The sequence below is a fragment of the Bacillota bacterium genome, assembly GCA_012842395.1.
Lineage (GTDB): Bacteria > Bacillota > SHA-98 > UBA4971 > UBA4971 > UBA6256.
Window position 1 is genome coordinate 23150 of record DUSX01000020.1, and the last position, 18909, is coordinate 42058.

Here is an 18909-nt window from a genome sequence, read left to right on the forward strand (position 1 = left end):
GCGGCGCACGTATGGGGTGAGTTGAGCGTGATCAGAGTTGACGGGTTAAAAAAGACATACAAGCTCGGCAGCGTCGAGGTCGAAGCGCTCCGGGGCGTGTCTCTCAGCATCGACGAGGGAGAATTCGTCGCTATCATGGGCCCGTCTGGCTCGGGGAAGACGACGTTCATGAACATCCTCGGTTGCCTGGACCAGCCCACGGAAGGGACTTATTCCCTCGATGGGGTGCTCGTGAGCGACATGAACGACACTGAGCTCGCCCGCGTGAGAAACCAGCGCATAGGGTTCGTGTTTCAGACGTTCAACCTCCTCCCGAGGCTGGATGCTGTGGCCAACGTCGAGCTGCCGCTGGTTTACGCGGGCGTCCCGAGGCACACCCGGAGGCTCGTTGCGATGAAGGCTCTTGAGGCGGTGGGGCTCGCGGAGCGTCTCCATCACAAACCTTCGGAGCTCTCGGGCGGGCAACAACAGAGGGTCGCCATAGCGCGAAGCCTAGTGACGCGGCCAGAGATAATCCTTGCGGACGAACCCACGGGGAATTTGGACACCAAAGCGGGCGCGGAGATCATGGCGATATTCCAGGCGCTCAACAACACCGGCATCACCGTGGTCCTTGTCACCCACGATGCTGACATTGCGCAGTACGCCAAGAGAATCGTCCGCTTTCGCGACGGCGTCATAGTCGCGGATGAACCGGTCGCCTCGAGGACGATAGCGGAGCGGGACGAGGCGCTGGACGCGTCGATCGCCGGCCTCACGCGTGGGCGCGCCCCTGAGGAGGAGGTGAAGGCTGGATGAACCTGCTCGAAAGCGTCCGCACCGCACTCCTCGGCATCACCAGCAACAAGATGCGTTCGGGCCTCACGATGCTGGGGGTCATCATAGGGGTTGCCGCAGTGGTCATCATGGTAGCGATCGGCGAGGGAGCAAACCGCCAGGTGTCATCGCAGATAGAGCGACTCGGCTCTAACCTCCTCGTCATCATGCCTGGCCGGACCCGGGAGCCGGGTGCACAGATAAGGGGAGCGTTCGGAAGCATGGACGTCCTCACGATGGACGACGTCCAGGCGATACGCGACGAGTGCCCATCCGTAAGCGCCGTGGCCCCGGAGGTTTCACGAGGCACCACTGTAAGGTACGGAACGAGCAGCCTTCAGACGCAGGTCGTGGCCACGACCCCGGATTACCTGACGGTCAGGGCGTTCAACGTCGCCTCGGGCTCGTTCTTCACAGAACAAGACGTTGAGTACGCCACGAAAGTTGCCGTGGTGGGGCAAGGCGTCGTAGACGAGCTCTTTTCAGGCGCTGACCCCATCGGGCAGGAGCTCAAGGTCGGCCAGGTACGCCTGAAGGTCATCGGCGTCATGGAGTCCAAGGGACAAAGCGGCATGACCAACATAGACGATGCCATATACGTTCCGATAACGACCGCGCAGAGGCGCCTCCTCGGGACCAAGTACGTGCGCACAATCTACGCCCAGGCCAAGGACGCGAAATCCATGGACGCGGCCAATGACGAGATAAGCGCGGTCCTCGCTGCCCGCTTGGGTAGCACCGACGCTTTCTACGTGAGAAACCAGGCCGATGTCCTCAGCGCCGCCCAGGACGTCACGCGCGTGTTCACGGTGCTTCTCGCGGGCATCGCCAGCGTGTCCCTGCTTGTCGGCGGGATCGGAGTCATGAACATAATGCTCGTGTCCGTTACCGAACGAACGAGAGAGATAGGGCTCCGCAAGGCCATCGGCGCGAGGACCGTGGATATCCTGATGCAGTTCCTCATAGAGTCGATCGTGCTCAGCCTGGTGGGGGGAGTCGTCGGGATCATCGTCGGCATCGCAGGGTCGAGGATCGCGGCGCGCGTCGCCGGATGGCCGTCGGCCGTCTCTGTCGGTGCCGTGTTGGTGCCGTTCTGCTTCTCGCTTGCCGTCGGCCTGTTCTTCGGGATTTACCCGGCGAGCAGGGCGGCACGGCTGAACCCCGTTGAAGCCTTGCGCTATGAGTGAGCACGAAGACCAAACGCGAGTGAGACTCTTGACAGCTCCCACGTTGAGGTTCAGCGGTCTTGTGAGCAAGTGATAAGTAATGGCAGTAATGGCCGGCGGAGAAGGGCGCGGAATTCGGGGATCCGGCCGGTTCGGTTGGCGGCTGAACTGGCCGGATTCTCCCGATCCGTGGCTGGCCTCGCTCCCTGGGGAGGAGGTGGAACGCGAAGTGGAACGCGAAATGGTTCGTGCGAAGCGTGGCTTGGACTCGGAAACGGCGGGAATCGCAAACCTGCCGCGTTGTGCGCGAGCACAGGAATGCGCGCGAGGAGCGGATGGAACACCGTGGGCGCCGCCAGCCCGTCCGGCCGGCCCCGCTGTCGGCTCCACTGCCGAAGCACGCAGGCTCGTGACGGCCTGGAGCACCGCGAGGCACATCAGGGGCAGTAGCAGTAGCAAGGGCAAGGGCAGCGCTAGAACCGGGACCAGGGGCGCGCAGACGGTGCTCGCGGCACTGGCGCTGACCATGATAGCTGTCACGGCAAGCGTGATCGCCGACGAGCCCGCCGCGCGTGCCGCGGCCATGGGGCTGGCCCAAGCCGGCGTCCAGGTCCAGGCTCAAGCGCCGGCGACGCGAGGCGGCCAATTGGTGGTGCAAAGAGAAGCCGTTGAACAGGACCTCGTTTGGCTTCTTGCCGGCATCATGGACATGGACCGCGACAAGAAGCTCGCCCTGACCCGGAAGCAGGCGGCGGACATTTGGCCGACCTTCAAGTCGCTCGCTGACAAAGGCCTCATCCGCCTGGAGGTTGACCCGGCCCAGTTCGAGTTCGGAAATCGTTTTGGATGGCAAGGCCCGGTGCCAGGACAGACACAGGGTCAAACCCAAGGGCAGGGCGGCGGCCCGTCACAGGTAGACAGCGCGAGAGCCCAGGAGCTTCGCAAGCAGCGGCAGGCAAGGGAGGAAGCCCTCCGGCAGGCCATCGATGACATAGAGAAGACCCTCTCGGCGAAGCAGCTCGCGTACGTCGACAACTTCGACTTCAACCCAGCGGACTACGGCCTGGCGCCCAGGCTGGGAGGGGCTCGCCCGCAGGTGGCGCAGAACCAAAACCAGGGGCAATGGAGTCCGCCGAGCCAGCAAGAGATGCAGAGGCTCATAAAGACAGCAAGGGAAAACGCCCAGAAACTCGCGGACTTCTACAAGAAGTTCCAGGCCTTCATCCAGAAAAAGGCGGGCATCAAGGCATAGCGCGGCGGAGGCTGACGCGCAGGCGCGCGCATGCGTGGACACCTCCGTCCTGGTGGAGGGGCCGGCCTTGCCCGCCAGGGACGGCGTGCTTGCGGCACGTCTCGTTCGAATTCGGCGCGCAAGATAGCCGAATTCTCCACGCCCCGTCGTGCAAGGCCGGCAAGTCCGCTGCCATCGCTATATCTCGTTAGCCATTGTTGGCTTCGGCAACCTTCAATAGGGGGGCCAGCAGGTCGGTACATGGAAATGGTGCCGGAGGCGGGGCTCGAACCCGCATGGGCCTAGGGCCCGAGGGATTTTAAGTCCCTTGCGTCTGCCTGTTCCGCCACTCCGGCACTCGTGTGCTTCAGTTTCGTCTTGCGCCCCAAAACCCCGGGGACCTCCGCGCCGCCCTCGGGCGCTCGCGACCTCGGCGTTCCACCACTCCCCGGCGCCCCGGTTTGCGTTTACGTCCGCACTGCCTATCGTAATTATACCACGTCGTCCAGAAACCGTGCTAGGAGTTTTCGCCGCGCCTCACCGTCCGCCGCCATACACATGCGTCCGGTGCTTCGACTACTGGCAAGAGAGTGCCCCGGCACGTGCATATGGCCCACCCGTTTCGAGCAGACTCCTAATTGGCGAGACACCGCGCGGGTCCGGCGCTAAGCCACGCCCGGCCCATAGGTGCAACCGGGCCACCACCGGGGCCGCCGAGGCCGCCCGCCCGCTGGCGCCGCGCCTGGAACGCTGCTGCCGCCAGGCTCACCCATTTCGCGCTGGCGGAACATGAGAAGAAATGAGAACGAACGATGAGACTCGTCGAGGGAGAACAGCGCAGATTCCTGACGGGGAACGAGGTTGTGGCATGGGCCGCGGCTGCCGCCGGCGCTGACATGATGTGCGGCTACCCGATCACCCCGCAGAACGAGATCATGCACACCTGGGCCGCCCTTGCCAAGGAGCACTCCCTCGGGTTTCTGCAAACCGAGGATGAGCTCTCCGCGGGCTTCGCAACTATCGGGGCGGTCATGGCCGGGAGAAAAGCATTCTCCGCAACGGCCGGCCCCGGCAACATCCTCATGCAGGAGCCGATCACCATGGCCGAGATGATGCGTATCCCCGTGGTGTGGATCATCCAGCAAAGAGGAGGTCCATCCACGGCGACGGTCATCTACAGCCAACAGGAGGTCCGGCTCACATGCACCGGAGGCAACGGTGAGGGACATCGTATCGTATACTCTACCGCCTCCCACCAGGACCTTTTCGACTACACGATCAAGGCGTTCGCCACGGCGTGGAGGACACGCTTCCCCACGTTCGTGCTGGGCGACGGCTACCAAGGCAAGATGTTGGAGGCCCTTACCCTCTATAACCCCGAGGACAGGGGCCTCGCCCTTGCGGCCCAAGAGCCCTTCGTTGGAAGACCCGGCATCCCGGGCCAGGACAGGCCGCCGGCGCATTTCCGGAACACCTTCAGCATCGAAGAGGAGCTATACGACGCCCTCATGCCCAACATCCGCGACTATGAGGAGATGGCCCCGACCGTGGTTGAGTTCGAGCAAGAGGGCTGCGAGGACGCGCACGTCATACTGGTCGCCCACGGCATCGTTTCTCGAGCCGCCCGCGAGGCCGCGAAGACGCTGCGCGCTCGGGGCGTGCGGGCCGGATACTTCAGGCCCATCACCTTGCGTCCGTTTCCTGCAACAGCGCTCGCCGACGCTGCCCGGCAAGCTGACTGGCTGCTCGTGGTAGAGTCGGCGTGCGGTCAGCTTGCAGGCCTGGTCCGCGAGGGACTGTACGGGCGCGCGGCTATAGATGTGCGAACTTACTTTAAGCCGGGCGTTGGGATCACCGCGGAGGAGCTCGTGGACTCCGTCAAGGATGGCCATCGGTGAGCCCTCGACGGGCGAAGAGGATGTGGAACGCTTGGATCACACCGACGCATTGGACGGACCCGGCGGGACGTTTCGTGAAGCGCTCTCGTCAAGAGCCGCGGCACAATCCCTGGCGGGCGCGGCGGCGCCCGGCCTGGGCAGCGGCGGCGCAGGCGGCGGGCCCGTCGAAACCGCCGTAATGCGGCCTGGGCGCATGCCACGGTCGTGGCGCGCCGAGACCAAGCCCCACCCGTTTTGCCCAGGCTGCGGACATGGCATCATCCTGCGTGCCCTGGGCGAGGCCGTCGACGACCTTGGCATAGCGGAGAGGACCGTGTACGGTTGCGACATCGGATGCTCGCTCCTGAGCTGGAATCTCTTTAACCTCGACACGGTCCAGACCCATCACGGCCGGACCATCCCCGTGATAGTTGGAATCAAGCGCGCGAGGCCGGACCTCGTGGGCATAGCATACATGGGCGATGGCGGAGCCTACGCCATCGGCGCGCAACACCTGGTGAGCGCCGCGATCCGCAATGAGAAGATCACGGTGATCGTGTGCAATAACACGGTTTACGCCATGACAGGCGGACAACTCGCACCCACCACGCTTGCTGGCCAAAAGACGACTACCACTCCGGACGGCCGCGATCCTGAAGAGACAGGGCTTCCCGTGTCAGGCCCGGAGCTCGTGACGTGTATCCGCAAGGACGGAGTATACGCGGCCCGCGGCACCGTGGCCAACTTCCGCCAACTTAAGCTCTTCATAAAGCGCGCTCTCGAACACCAACTGGCCGGATACGGGCTCTCCTTCGTAGAGGCCCTCTCCACGTGCCCCACCAATTGGCGGACGGGCCCGGGGGAGACGTGGCACTTCCTGCAACACGAGATGGGCAAAACGTTCAAGGTGGGCGAGTTCGCCGGGGAAAAAGCGGAGATGTAGGGCAAGATGGGGCCGGCGGCCCGCACCATCGATCCAAACGAGGCGCGGAGCGGCGAGCCAAGCGCGCGGTCCCGGGGGGCCGATCCCCGTGGCAGGCCCCACCGCCGCCATAAAGAGGCGATAGCTTGTGTCATCACACCCTGTAACACGGACGGAAGAACGCACTGGGGGCGAGGCTCCGGATGAATCGGCCGCTTTCAATAACATGAAGATCGCCCTTGCCGGCGAGGGAGGGCAGGGCGTCCAGCTAGTGGGCGAGGTGCTCGCTCTGGCGGGGTTTCTCTCCGGGCTGCACGCCCTCTATATCCCCAATTTCGGCGTGGAGCAGCGCGGCGGGGTGTCGCTCGCGTACGTCCAGCTCGGCCGAAACCCCATAGGCTCCCCCAAATTCAGGCACGCCGACGTCCTGGTCGCTTTGAGCGACCGGTCCATCGAAAGGACGAGATCACTCGTGGGCCCGGGCACGCTTCTCGTTTACGATAGCTCCAGCGTCCGGCCGCCCGTGATCGACGACGACGCCATCGGGATTCACGCTTGGGACACGGTGGCTCCCGAGGCCTTCGCGAGCATGACGGGAACGGCTGCTGCCGAGCCAGCCCGTGACAACGGAGGGCGTGGCGCAGGCGGGCGCCGCGAGTGGACGGGCGCGGCGCCGTTTGTGGTGGGCCTGCCCGCCGCCGACATCGCGAGGCGCGAGTTTATTCCACGGGCGTTCAACGTGATCGTGATGGGCGCGGTAGTGGAGGTCATCGGGATGCTCGGGATGGACAAGGTAAAGGAAGCACTCGACCTCAAGCTGGGGCACAAGTTCAAAGACGACCCGCGCCTCCGCGACATCAACCACAAGGCCCTCCAACGCGGAGCGGCAATCATCCGGGAGGAGCGCAGCCGCGGGGCAGCGGCCCCAAAGGCAAGGCCGCGGGACGTGCCCGAGGCTGGAAGCCGGAGACTCGAGACCGGAGACTGGTGAGAGGCTGGTGCACATATGGCTCGCGACAACCCTGCGGGCACGGATGGACCGACCATGGACGAGAAGACGTTTACCGCAAAGATCTACAAGGTCCCGCGCGGAAGATGGATCGTCTTTCCTGAGTTGTGCAAGGGGTGCGGCTTCTGCATCGAGGCGTGCCCGGAGGACGTGATCCATTGGTCGAAGGAACTCGGCGCGTACGGCACTCCCACGGTAGAGGTGGACGCGTCAGCATGCACCGCGTGCCGCACGTGTGCCGACCGCTGTCCGGATTGCGCCCTAGACGTCGACCGAACGACCCCCAAGGCCGGGGTGCGTACCGATGGAGAATCCCGGAAGGGCAACGGAACCCGAATAAACGCGGGGGTTTCGGGAGCAAACTAAGCGCGGTCCCACGCGCGTCTCGCGCGACCGCACACGAACCGTCACATGAAGGGAGGCTGATACGGTGGCTCAGGAGAGATTGACCACGCAGGAGTTGATGTTCATTGAGGAACACCTCAGATCCTCGGCGTCCGTGACCAAACTGCTCGACTATGCCTCACAGGTGAGCGCGGACCCGGAGATCAAGTCCCTTTGCGACCGGCTCGCGAAGGACCACAGGGCCGAGATGAACGCTTACTCGGCGCTCATCGGGGCTCGTCCGAACTTGCAGTAGCATCTTGGTGGCGGCACCCTGGGTGTCACGACACGGACGAACGCGGACGCGGACGAACCGGGGCCACAGCGCAGCCGCCCATCAAATCCAGCATCCAAGGGGGGAACCAGCTTGAACATGCCGAATATCAACGTTCGCAGGGGTGACGCCGGCTTCACCGACCGGGACCTCATGCAGGTGCTCCTAGACGAGCACAAGCTCTGCATAAGCAACCTGGCGAAGGGCGCCATCGAGGCGTCAAGCCCCGAATTGAGGCGGCAGATCATGAGCAGCCTCGATACAGACCTCAAGCACCAGAAGGAGATCTGGGATCTCATGAACAGGAAGGGCTGGTATCAACCGGCCATGGCCCAGCCCCAGGACGTCGCGAGGGTTCAGAACTTCGTGAGCACCATGCAGCAGCATGTCTAGCTAACTTGTCACGGGACCGTTGAACTCCCCCATGACGCGGTGACATAATGTGGGACGGTTCAACGGCCTCGTCTACATGTGACCGCCTGTTCCAGAGAGCACCCGCGGCTCAGCGCAGCCGGGTGGCGCGCTCGGGAACTGCATCCGGGCGGGGCGCACCTCGCCAAGAGCCGGCCATTTGCGGTGAGCGGCCGGCTCTTCTGACACCCATGATGCCGCCACCGCACGACGTGTGGCGTCAGCGGCGTCCCGTCACATCCAGCCTCAGTCGACTGGCATCGCGATATCCGCGAGGAAGCTCCTGAGCTTTCGCGCAGCTTCTCCCCGGGTTTCGGGCGTGACCTCAACAACCTCCGTGTCGTTCCGGGCGCGGATGGCGTCGAGGAACGGATTGGAATCGGCCTTGAGGACGCCGACCACCGGGACCGGCCCGTCAAGCGCGTCCATGACTGCTTTGATGAAAGCAGGCGCGCGAAGCTCGAAGCGGCCGAGCTCGTCCATGACGACGACGCGTGCGGCCGCCAAGGCACGTTTAATCGCCCTAACCCCCACGCGCTCGAAGACATCGGCGTGAACATCCCAGCCGCCCCGGCGCGCGGACGCTATGAGCCCCGCCTCGCCGGACATGAGGTCCACAAGGCGGAACGCACGGAGGCGTCTTCCCTCAAAGACCCTCTCGACGCGGAAGCCACCGACCGGCCAAGGGAGAGCGCCAAGCACGTCCGAGAGGATCGTGGACTTCCCCACATGCTTGCCGCCAGTCAAAAAGAAGTTGCGGGCCAACCTGTTCCTTCCTTTCCCGGACGCTCGTCCTCCCGCTCGCCAGCCACACGTAAGGGTGGCAAAGGAGCGTTGCCGTTGCGCGCCCCGAGGCGGCGGCGCATGACACGTCAGCTCTCGCGACGCTTGCTCAGGTCTGACAGGCGCTTCACAGCGCCCGTGCGAAGCAGGGCCTCGCTCACCACGAACGCGATGGCGCCGCCGGCGAGCGCCGTCACGAGCTGCGGGGTCTGCATCATATTCGCGATGGCTGGCTTTACCTGAACCACGAACCGAACCGCGCCCGACAGGACGAGGAACTTCAGCACCGAGGCGGCCACTATGCCCACTATGGCCGCGAGCCTGCCGCGCCGCTCGAGTAGACCGAACACGATGACGAGCACGGCGTTTCCAATGGCTATGAACGGTATCATCGGCCCCAGGGGCGGCGGTAGGATCCCGCGCCAGAAGGCGATGACCGGGGTCACCACGCCGATGGCCACCCCGCCACCGATGCCTACGAACGTGGCGGCGATGTAGAGCATCGTGTTCACGAGCGGCCCCGTGGCATACTGGGGCATCCCGATCATCTGAATCGCAAGCGTGAGTGCCAGCAACACAGCGGTCCGAGTAAGAAATACAACGCTTCTGTTCATCTCTTCATCGCGCCAGTCTACGGTCTATCGTGAGCCCCGCGCCCCACGAGCCCGCCGCGCCGGCATGCCCTACGGTCGCCGTTGGGCGGTGGCTCAAACCAATCACCCTCATGCCAGGCCATACGTGCACAGGCCTGCGTTTCGCCTGGCAGTGCGGTATCCCAGCCCGGGCGGCGCCGGCGCCACGCGAGGCCGCCTCCCCGACCGGCGCTCACTCTCCCTTCCTGCCGACTGCGCCGTCCGCGCTCGCCGCGGCAGCGCACGCGGCCACGAGGAGGCTCCTGGTCGCGCTTTCCACACATGTGATCTTCGACGCCCGGCGTCTGCCTCCTCCCTTACGAAGGCAGGCTTTCGGGAGACAGGCTCCACCGCCGCCCAACTGCACGCCGTGCGGCCCGCACGCGTCGCCTCTTGCGGCCGTCCTTCGGTCCTAGGTCCGCCCACTCGCTGCGAGCCTGTGTTAAGCCACCGACGCAGCGGATAGACTATGAGAGGCGGATGAAAGATAGCGCACAAAGATACCTACGTCCAAGGGCGATCCACAGTAGGCATATACAGTAGGCTACACGATAATGGGCGCTGGCGTAGCTGATAGGAGGTGTTGTTCGATGCAGGATGAGATGCGTCGCCCGATGATGCGACACCGGATGCACCACTTCGGCCCGGCGATGATGGGGATGGGCGGACCGTGTCCGATGTGCGGGGGAACGGGCGTGGCTCACCGCCGTTACCTGAGCGAGCAGGAGGAGAGAGAGTTCCTTCAGGAATATCTCAGCGATCTCCAGGCTGAGGTCGAGGGCGTCAAACGCCGCATCGCTGAGCTTGGGGGCGCGGCAACCACGTAGCCGCGAACCGGAATGGCCGACAAGCGCGTTTCCACGTTCGGGGTGGCGGCCACTTACATTGGCACGGTCGTGGGCGCCGGCTTCGCCTCGGGACAGGAGGTGCTCCAGTTCTTCGGGCACTTCGGCCTGAGAGGCATCCCGGCCATAGCAGTGGCCGTCGCCCTGTTCTCGCTATACGGGTATCTGATCCTGGAGCTCGGCAGGAAGCTCGGCGCTAAGTCGCACCTGCCCGTGGTCCGGGCGGCAGGCGGGCGCATAGTCGGGACGGCGGTTGACGGCGTGATCACGTTCTTCCTTTTCGGCGCGCTTGTGGCCATGACCGCCGGCGCTGGGGCCGTTCTCGACGAGCAGTTCGGCCTGCCGTCCTCCGTGGGAAACGTGCTCCTCGTAGTCGCCGCGCTCCTCACCGTCCTCGCGGGGATCCACGGGGTCGTGACCGCCATAAGCCTGGTGGTTCCGCTTCTCCTCGTCGCGGTCGTAGGGATAAGCGCGGCCACCCTCCTGCGCGCGCCGCTCAACCCAGCCGCGATCGGCGCCCTCGAGGGGGCACGGGCCCCCGTGCCGTCGTGGCCGCTCTCCGCGGTAGTGTACGTCTCGTACAACATCGTCCTCGCGGTGGGGGTGCTCGCCCCGCTCGGCGCCATAGCCGCAAGCCCGCGCGCTCTCCAGTTGGGTGCCCTCCTCGGAGGCCTTGGCCTGGGAGTAGGGGCACTCGCCATCCAGCTCGCGCTGCTTGCCACGCTCCCGCAATCCGCAAGACTCCAGGTGCCCATGATCTACATCGCCGGGCGCTTCCCCGCGCTCGTCCAGGTGGCCTACAGCGTGGTCCTGCTCCTCGAGATATACACCACGGCCGTCGGCAACCTCTACGGGTTCGTCGTCCGCATCGCGAAGCCGCGCAGCGCGGCCTTTCGGTGGCTCGTAGTCGCCACCAGCGCCGTCGCGCTCCTTGCGGGCCGGCTCGGCTTCAGTAGCATCGTGAGGACGCTTTACCCAGCCGTAGGGTACGCCGGCCTCCTTCTCTTGCTCGCTCTCACATACGCGCTCCTGCGCGGCCTGCCTGAAAACGCCCGGCCCTGAATGCGCGAGCCCGCCCGGGGGCAAGGCGACCCACCTGGCGTTTGCGCCATCTTTCCGGACCGTGTTGAGGTTGCCGGTGCTTGCACGACGGGGCGTCGAGAATTTGGCTGGCCCGTGCGCCAAATTCGAACGAGGCGCGCCGCAAGCGCGCCGTCCCCGGAGGGCAACACCGGCAACCTTGGACAGCGCTCACCCGCTGAAAAGTAGCGCGAACTCTTGATGATCTACTTGGCTCCCTAAGCCGCGTTCGAGATCATACGGTTCAGCTGCTGCACGAGCGGCTTGACCCTTCCGTCCACGGCCTTGCGTGCGAGTATCGAGTCGGCCGCCACCTTGGCGCCCCAGTAAAGCTGGTTCGCGGAGTCGTCCGTGGCGATGCGCGCGCCCTCCAGGGACGCCCCGGCAAACACGCCCTTGCTCATGGAGTAGCTGTATATGGCCGCCTTCAGCTCAACGTCGGTGCCAGCCTCAGCATGGCGACCTACCGGGCCGGCCGCCACCGAAAGCTCGCCTCCGAGCGTGATCTTGCCCTCCTGGAAGCCCTTCAGCCCACGCTCGTTCGTGATGACGAGCACGAGCGACGTGGACTGAACGCCTATCTGGGGACCCCAGGAAAGGCCTGTTATCGTGACGAAGCTCGGGCCGTACCACGTGCCCGTGCGCGGGTCGCGACGAAGGACAAGGCCTTCCCCGTGCCTCGCGCCGATCATGAGGCCGGCCTTGAACACTGAGGGGAAGATGGCCACGCCGTGCGCCTTTTTGAGGATGTAGGCCATTGCCTCGTAGTCTTCCTGCGCGGACATCTCCCTGAGGACCTGCACGGCCTCGTCGATTCTTTCGGTGGGAGAGCTCGCGAGCGCCGTCCCGGCGCAGCCAACCGTCGCCAGGACCGCGACACAGAGGATCGCCACAAGGCTCCTCGCAAGGCCCCGTGTGCTCCGCTCCATCATGATCTGCCCCCCTTCAGAGTGAAATCCGCTCGAAGCAACCCCGGGCCAAGATGGCTCCCGGCTCGAAAGCGGCTTCACATTTGATTGTATCAGATCGGGGGTCTTGCGGAAACCGGAGCCGACCACGGTTCCTGCGAACATGTCGCGAGCTTTGCCCGTGCACATGGGCGGAAAGGAGGCTCACGGGCTGCGTTTGCGGGAGGCGTCCGACACGCTTGCTCGCCGCCAGCCGCTTCGAGAGCTCACAACCGCGAGACAGCGCAAGTCCCCCTCGATCGTCTCGAGGAGGACTTGCGCCGCTCGCCCGTAAGCCCTTCATGCCGTGCAGCGAGGCCTGCATCATCATGGAATAGAGCTTCGGGCCACCATGAAACTGTGAGTCATGAGCCTGCGCCTCGCCCCGGTTGCCCCCGGGCGTCCCGCCCCGGACAATGGCACGGGACCCGGCGCACGCAGGCGCAGGCCCGCCGGCACACCCCGGCAAGGATGGCGGGTTAGAAGGCCAGCTTTATCCCGAGGCTCGCCGAGCGGCCGTCGCTGAAGCTGCCGAACTCGCTGTCCGCGGCGCCGCCGGGCACCGCGAGACCCAGCCATACGCTGGTGGATTCATCCACCTGGTACGTGTATCTCGGCACGACGACGTAGCTCCGGTCGTTCATGCAGTAAACGGCGGAGAGCTCGAACTTGTGGTCCTGCCCCGGCTGCCATCGCGCCGCGCCGGCCAGGTACTGCTTCGCTTCCCTCTCGCCTGGCGCGAACTGGTAGGGCGTGAGGATCGACCCGCTCGAATTATAAATGTATTCGGCCATCACGTACACATCGTTCGAATCCCCGAACGATCTATCCGCTCCAACGACCGCCTGCCAGTGCGGGTCGTTGGACGAGAGCGAAAACACCGTGCTGTCTGAATCGTCGAGCCCGGCCACCTTGTCGGGCCACGCATAGCTGCCCTCGCCCCAAAGCGTGTACGGGCCCCACGTGCAGCTCGCGGCAAGGCCCGCCTTTGTCTCTTTCCTGTAAGCCGCGTTTGGATCGACCGTCACCTGCGTAAGGGAGACCGGCGTCGCACTCACCCAAAGCACGGGGTAGTCTTCCCATCCCCTGTACCCACTCAGGTAGAGGTCCCATCTGCCGATCCTTGCACCAACGCGCGCCGCGTACTCCAGCCTATCGGAGAGCGACTCGGGCGGCTCCACGGTAAACCGCAAAGATGATGGGATCGCCTGGATGCCCGGCCAATCTTGCATGATCTTACCGGCGGCCATCTGCATGATGACGGCCTGCGTGTCCCCGGGGACGGGTATGCCCTGCAGTCTTGGGTTAACCACAGCGACCAACCCCACCTCGCCCCAGGACGGGTACAGGGTCGCGCTCGCCGCGGGCACGGCAAGGCCTGTAAGCTCGAGGCCGGTGCTTCCTATGACCCCCGCTAGGCTCGTGCCGCCTGCCTCCGATACGGGGTTAGGCACCGGGTTCACATAGCTCGTGGGGTTGAGCCCGTAGGCCGTGCCCCAGCTCACAACCTGCTGCCCAAGGCGCATGTCAGCGCCGGTGAGGTATAGGTCGACGTATGCCTGGTCGAGGTCCACAAGTTTGCCTGATTCGTTTTGGAGGTCGTACGAGCCCTTAAGAGATATGTACGCGTTCCCGGAAGGAAGCCACCCGGCCCCACCGAACCCGCTTGATAGCGAGAGATGGTAACCAACCGTGTTGGCAGTGACGCCGTCACCTCGCAGGGAAACCGCGAGACCGTACTCGACGTCCCCGGACACCGTAAGCCCAGGCCCGGCCTCCTCCGCCAGGACGATCCCCGCGCATGCGCCGCAGAGCGCGAGCACTGCGGCAAGCGCGAAGCCGCCGACACTCGCCCACTTGGTCCACCCACCGTTCCTACGTAGCATCATGACATTCAACCTCCTTGGGACCGGCGGCGCCCCCGCCCCAGCCGGGGGCGCCGCAAGTTCGTCATCGTGAGCACTATCAGCCTTCGACTGACGCGGGTACGCGCAAAGCCAGGAACACTCCACACGCACAACCCGAATCACTTCCCACGCACCAGCGGAAGCGCTCCCGACGCGCAACCGGAACCGCCAATGCGTCGTCGCAACTAGCGTCGCCTTAAGTAACGGACGGTGAAGTATTCATCGGATACAGGTTTGTCCGAGATCTCCAGGATCTTTATTGTCGTTTTCGTCCCCGCAGCAACATCGCTCATCTCGAGCGTCGAGGGCTCCCACTTGCCCTTGCTGTTCTTCTTGAGGTCGAGATTCGAAAGGACCTTGCGCACCTTGCCGTCTTTGTTGTAGAACTCGATCTTTAGCGGAATGAACTCGTCACGCCAAACCCACATCTTCACGTAAGCGTAGTCACTCTCCGTGGAAGGCGTAAGGCGCAGCACGTAGCAGCCACGGCCGCCCAGATCCTCATCCGCCAATCTCTCGGCCTTGTAGTTCTCTTTGTATGTAGAGCCACCGGATATCTCCTCATACGTGAAGTCCGTCCCCATGAACTTGGAACGCGTCTCGGTGCCAGCGATCCTTCGCTCCCTCCCCAGGGCGGGCATGAAGAGCCAGATCTGGCTTTCCTGGCCGCCCCCGGTTATGCTGAGGAGCTTGGTACCCGCAACGTCCGCAGGCGACAGGTACTCGAGGAGTTGCTTATCCGTGCCGTCGGAGTCCTTGGCCCGGTAGACTTTGAGCTTATTGCTTCTCTGCTGGCCACGCTTGTTCTCGGTGATAAGCTCGATCGTGGCCGACCCGTTCCCCGTGAGCATGGTCGTGCCCTCGATCTTGTCCAGGATCTGCTGAGCGGTCAGATCCGCCGCGCCCGCCCGGCCCGAGGCCAGAGGGACACACGCCACAGCCAACAACCCGGTCAGCAGTGCGCAGGCCGCCACCCGCGCCAATGCTGCCTTGGCCGATCCCCTTTGTTGCCGTCGCATCTCACAGAGCACCGTGAATCACCACCATCATTCAGATGTCACCTTCCTCTGACTCGCCCCGCGTGAGGGTGCGCCAGTGATCGATTCTCCAGTCCTTCAGTGCGCCGCGCCTCCGGCTGCGCCCGGCAGCGCGCGCCCCCGCTTTCCGCCGAACCCTGCGTCACGCACGCTCTCGGGCGCCACGAGCCTCAGCACCGCGGGCAGCACGAGCAGGGCACCGAGCGCGCTCGTGAACATCGTAGCCGCCACCAAAAGGCCGAATATGGAGATCGCCTTGAAGCTCGAGAAAACGAGGAGCCCGAACCCAAGGACCAAGGTAGCGGCATTGAAGAACACGCCCCGGCCCGTGGACCCCACAACCTTTGCGAGCGCGGCCTCTCTCCCCATTCCACCTCGAAGCTCCAGACGGTACCGGCTCAGGACGTGGATCGAGTAGTCGACGCCCACACCGATGGCTACGCCCGATATCATTATCGTCACTACGTCGAGGGGGATGTTGATGAAGGACATGAACCCAAAGTTCACGATCACGGTGATGAAGAGAGCCACGAGGCACAGGAGCCCGAGCCACGCCGAACCCGTGATCAGGGCAACGACAGCCCACACGCCCACCATGGACACGACCAGGCTCTTGATCTGGCTGTCCATGAACCTGTCCATGAGCCTTTGCAGGACTTTGGGCAACCCCACCACCGTTGTCTTGACATTCGTGCCGTCGAAGACCTCAGCCACGACATCCTCGACCGCGCTTATCACGCGGTGCAGCTGGGACGTGGGAAGATTGACGATCCTCGTGCTAACGAGCGCCTTCTGAAAGTCGTAGCTCACCATCGTGTCGAGGCCCGAGCCGCCCTGCATCGTGAAGAGCAGGAGCTCCTGGGCCACAGCCTCCCGGCTGTCCGGGATCTTGTGGTATGCCGGGTCGTTGCCGTTCAGGGCCTGGTTCACATCGCAGATAAGACCCGCCACTGAGGTCGGCTCGCTTACCTCGCGCAGCTCTCTGAGCCTGTCCTCCAACTCCAGCATGCGGTTGAGGATCGCCGGGTCCTTGACGCCGTCCGGCTCACCCGTGTCCACCATCACGGATAGGCCGAGGGTCCCGCCGAAATACTTTTCCACGGCCTTGGTGCCTTGAACTACAGGACTATCCTGCCTGAAGTACTGGAGGAAGTTCGTCTCCACCACAAGCCCGGGGATCCCGGCGGCAAAGACCGCGGTCACCACGACCGCTCCGCATATTATCGCCCATGGATGCGTCACGACAAGCCTTCCGGTGGCGTCAAGCAGTCTTTGGAGTGGAGAACGCCTATCGCCCTCGCTGTCGCTACACGCCCTGCCCTCACTGTGCGGCGCACCGCCGCCCCCAGCCGGCACGTCTCCCCCGTCTCCGGCAACCACGACCCCTGCAACGTCCGTGCGGAGGGCCGCGGCACTGAGGTCAGGTCGCTGGCAGGGCTGCTCCTGCCGCGCGTGAACGGCCATGCGCTTCGCCCGTATCGCCAGCACCGACGGTATCCAGGTAAGCGAGATCAGCATGTTGAGGATGATGCCGACGGCACTGAAGCCGCCGAACTCTCTAACAGGGGGCACGAAGGACGTGACGAAGGACGCGAAGCCCGCGGCGGTGGTGAGGGTCGTCATGGATATCGGGCTCGTGAGCTGGGTTACTATCTTCACGATCGACTCATCGACGGGCGTCCCCAACCTCGTTTCCTCGTGGAAGCGGTTGAGGATGTGGATGCCCGCGGCGCTGCCCATGGATACGAGGATGGTCGGCAACATCATGGACACGATTGTGATGTCGTAGCCCAAGGCAGCCATGAGGCCTACGGTCCATATGACGCTCATCACGATGCTCCCGAGGAGCGCACCGACGTCGGACATGCTTCCGAAGCTCACATAGAGCGAGGCCACCACCACGGCGATGGCGAGCGGGAACAGGAATTTGAGATCTCGACGCATGTTCCGGGACGCGCAGTAACCCATGTAGGCCTCGCCGACTATGTATATCTTCTGTCCCTCGGTCTCCTCCGATCTCACCAGGGCCTCTATCTCGCCTGCCAGTTCTTGAGCCCTGTCGGAGGCCATCACATCAGGCTCAAGGGTTACGAATATGGCCATGGCCTTGTCATTAGAGGCGACCATAGCAGAGCCCTGCGCTGTGGACGCGAGGGCTTCCCGAAAAGCCTCCACCTCCTCCGGCGTTTCAGGTACGTGGTCGGTAACGGGAGCGATCTGGAGGCCGAATTCGTCCCCGCGGACGACATCCGCATCAAGCGGGGTCATCACCCGGTCCACCCCGTCCAGGCCCGCGATGCCGTCTGCGAGGCGGCGGACCTTGGCAAGGGCCTCCGGCGTGAAAACGTCCCCCTCGAGAACGACCATCATGACATCCTGCGAGCCGAAGTCCTCCACGGTCTCGGTAAGCTCTTTGATGACTGGGTCGTCATGCGGAGCAAACGAGGCAGTGTCCGTCTTCAGGTGCACTCGCGGTAGGAAGCAGGCAAACACCAGCGTCAACGCACAGAGCGCGATAACAACCCTCTCGGGGTGTCTCACAATAGCCCGCGCAAGTCTTTCCACAACTATGTACCCCCTGAAACCCGCTTTCGGAACCCCGATCCGCCAAGCCGAATCCGGCGACTACGCATATCGCCGGAAGTTCCCGCTGCTATTCGGCGCGGTGGCCCTGCCTAGGGCAACCGGCCCTGCGCTCCGGGGACGGCGCGCTTGCGGGCGCCTCGCTCGGATTTGGCGCGTGAGATGTCCAGCCAGATCCTGCCTCACACGCGCGCATCGCCCTCCTGAAGGGCTATGCCGTTGAGACAGAGGTCCACCACTTGCGAGATGTGCTCGTCTGACATCTGGGCACCCTGTCCTATGGTCAAGCCCATGGCGCCGTGTATGATCATCCCTTCTACGGCATATGAGGCCAAGCGCGGGTCTATGTTCCGGAACTCACCGCTACGCATCCCCTCACTGATGATCGCCTCCATCACGCCGACGAACGCACGCCGCGCGTCTTTGGTGCGCTTGTCAAGCTCCTGCCCGAGCTCACCGATATCCCCTGACATCACGGTGAGGAAGTCCTGCGACTTCCGGAGGACTTCCATCTGAAACAGGATCGCCTGGCGGAGCTTCTCAGTGCATGTCCGGAGGCCAGCCGCAACAGCTTCGACGCGTTCCTTGAGCTCTCTCGTGAACTCCCTGAGCCGCTCCTCGATCATGGCGACGAGGATCTCTTTCTTGCTTGGGAAATACAGATAGACCGTGCCCTTCCCCACGCCTGCCGCATCCGCGATCTCCTCGACGGTGGCCTGGTGAAAGCCTTTCTTCGAAAACACCTGCTGAGCCGCGTCCAGGATGAGCTCGCGCTTCCGCGCATCTTTGGGTTCGCAAGAGGGCCGCGCTTCCTCCGCGCCCATGCCCACGTCCGAGCGCTCGCCCGTTTCCATGTCCGTGTCCATGTCCATCTATACGGCACTCCCTCTCCGTCGGCCGCTCGGATAGTTCCCTTAGGCAGCCGGCAGGCAGGCTTGAGCGTCTCGCGGCAGCTGACTGACCGGTCAGTCATTCGCCACACTTGGTAAATTACCATGCTCAGAC

Annotated in this window: 18 protein-coding genes and 1 tRNA gene; 11 read left to right on the forward strand and 8 right to left on the reverse strand. The window is 64.1% G+C overall.

Annotated elements, in window-relative coordinates; genetic code table 11:
• The first annotated feature begins 27 nt into the window (after positions 1-27).
• From GX515_07310 to GX515_07320, 3 genes are all read left to right on the forward strand, one after another.
• Positions 28-798 carry an ABC transporter ATP-binding protein gene (locus tag GX515_07310; protein ID HHY32813.1) on the forward strand — a complete coding sequence of 257 codons (771 nt, stop codon included), beginning with the start codon at positions 28-30 and terminating at the stop codon, positions 796-798.
• Positions 795-2003, forward strand: coding sequence for an FtsX-like permease family protein (locus GX515_07315; protein ID HHY32814.1), 1209 nt, complete (start codon positions 795-797; stop codon positions 2001-2003). The genes GX515_07310 and GX515_07315 overlap by 4 nt, the downstream gene beginning before the upstream one ends.
• 388 nt (positions 2004-2391) lie before the next feature.
• Positions 2392-3234 (forward strand): hypothetical protein, encoded by an 843-nt coding sequence (locus GX515_07320; GenBank protein HHY32815.1) that lies wholly within the window; start codon positions 2392-2394, stop codon positions 3232-3234.
• A 247-nt stretch (positions 3235-3481) separates the two neighbouring features.
• On the opposite strand, the gene GX515_07325 is transcribed toward GX515_07320, so the two are convergent.
• Positions 3482-3569 (reverse strand) — tRNA-Leu (locus GX515_07325).
• Between the two features lie 456 nt (positions 3570-4025).
• Between GX515_07325 and GX515_07330 the strand changes: the two genes are divergently transcribed.
• The 6 genes from GX515_07330 (at position 4026) to GX515_07355 (ending at position 8072) form a co-directional block, all read left to right on the forward strand.
• Positions 4026-5111 carry a ferredoxin oxidoreductase gene (locus GX515_07330; protein HHY32816.1) on the forward strand — a complete coding sequence of 362 codons (1086 nt, stop codon included), beginning with the start codon at positions 4026-4028 and terminating at the stop codon, positions 5109-5111.
• 178 nt (positions 5112-5289) lie between these two features.
• A complete protein-coding gene (locus GX515_07335) occupies positions 5290-6033 on the forward strand; it encodes a 2-oxoglutarate synthase (GenBank protein HHY32817.1) in 744 nt (247 codons plus the stop codon).
• 205 nt (positions 6034-6238) lie between these two features.
• A complete protein-coding gene (locus GX515_07340) occupies positions 6239-7003 on the forward strand; it encodes a pyruvate oxidoreductase subunit gamma (protein ID HHY32818.1) in 765 nt (254 codons plus the stop codon).
• A 54-nt stretch (positions 7004-7057) separates the two neighbouring features.
• Positions 7058-7387, forward strand: coding sequence for a 4Fe-4S binding protein (locus GX515_07345; protein ID HHY32819.1), 330 nt, complete (start codon positions 7058-7060; stop codon positions 7385-7387).
• 64 nt (positions 7388-7451) lie between these two features.
• Entirely contained in the window at positions 7452-7661 is a 210-nt protein-coding gene (locus tag GX515_07350) for a hypothetical protein (protein HHY32820.1), read from the forward strand.
• Positions 7662-7772: 111 nt separating this feature from the next.
• Complete coding sequence (locus GX515_07355) at positions 7773-8072, forward strand: spore coat protein (GenBank protein ID HHY32821.1); 300 nt, start codon at positions 7773-7775, stop codon at positions 8070-8072.
• A 264-nt stretch (positions 8073-8336) separates the two neighbouring features.
• Here the strand turns inward: GX515_07355 and GX515_07360 are convergent, their stop codons facing one another.
• Entirely contained in the window at positions 8337-8855 is a 519-nt protein-coding gene (locus tag GX515_07360; protein ID HHY32822.1) for a hypothetical protein, read from the reverse strand.
• 107 nt (positions 8856-8962) lie between these two features.
• Complete coding sequence (locus tag GX515_07365) at positions 8963-9487, reverse strand: ECF transporter S component (protein HHY32823.1); 525 nt, start codon at positions 9485-9487, stop codon at positions 8963-8965.
• Positions 9488-10095: 608 nt separating this feature from the next.
• Between GX515_07365 and GX515_07370 the strand changes: the two genes are divergently transcribed.
• On the forward strand, positions 10096-10332 hold the full coding sequence (locus GX515_07370; GenBank protein HHY32824.1) for a DUF5320 domain-containing protein: 237 nt from the start codon (positions 10096-10098) through the stop codon (positions 10330-10332).
• Positions 10333-10344: 12 nt separating this feature from the next.
• Positions 10345-11412, forward strand: coding sequence for a hypothetical protein (locus GX515_07375; protein ID HHY32825.1), 1068 nt, complete (start codon positions 10345-10347; stop codon positions 11410-11412).
• Between the two features lie 236 nt (positions 11413-11648).
• Here the strand turns inward: GX515_07375 and GX515_07380 are convergent, their stop codons facing one another.
• The 5 genes from GX515_07380 to GX515_07400 all read right to left on the reverse strand — a co-directional run bounded on the left by GX515_07380 (position 11649) and on the right by GX515_07400 (position 18776).
• A complete protein-coding gene (locus GX515_07380; protein ID HHY32826.1) occupies positions 11649-12359 on the reverse strand; it encodes a lipid-binding SYLF domain-containing protein in 711 nt (236 codons plus the stop codon).
• A gap of 497 nt (positions 12360-12856) precedes the next feature.
• Positions 12857-14266, reverse strand: coding sequence for a hypothetical protein (locus tag GX515_07385; protein HHY32827.1), 1410 nt, complete (start codon positions 14264-14266; stop codon positions 12857-12859).
• 203 nt (positions 14267-14469) lie between these two features.
• On the reverse strand, positions 14470-15315 hold the full coding sequence (locus tag GX515_07390; GenBank protein ID HHY32828.1) for an outer membrane lipoprotein-sorting protein: 846 nt from the start codon (positions 15313-15315) through the stop codon (positions 14470-14472).
• 84 nt (positions 15316-15399) lie between these two features.
• On the reverse strand, positions 15400-17886 hold the full coding sequence (locus GX515_07395) for an RND family transporter (GenBank protein ID HHY32829.1): 2487 nt from the start codon (positions 17884-17886) through the stop codon (positions 15400-15402).
• Positions 17887-18086: 200 nt separating this feature from the next.
• Positions 18087-18776: a TetR/AcrR family transcriptional regulator gene (locus GX515_07400; GenBank protein ID HHY32830.1), complete on the reverse strand. Its 690-nt coding sequence runs from the start codon at positions 18774-18776 to the stop codon at positions 18087-18089.
• Between the last annotated feature and the right edge of the window lie 133 nt (positions 18777-18909).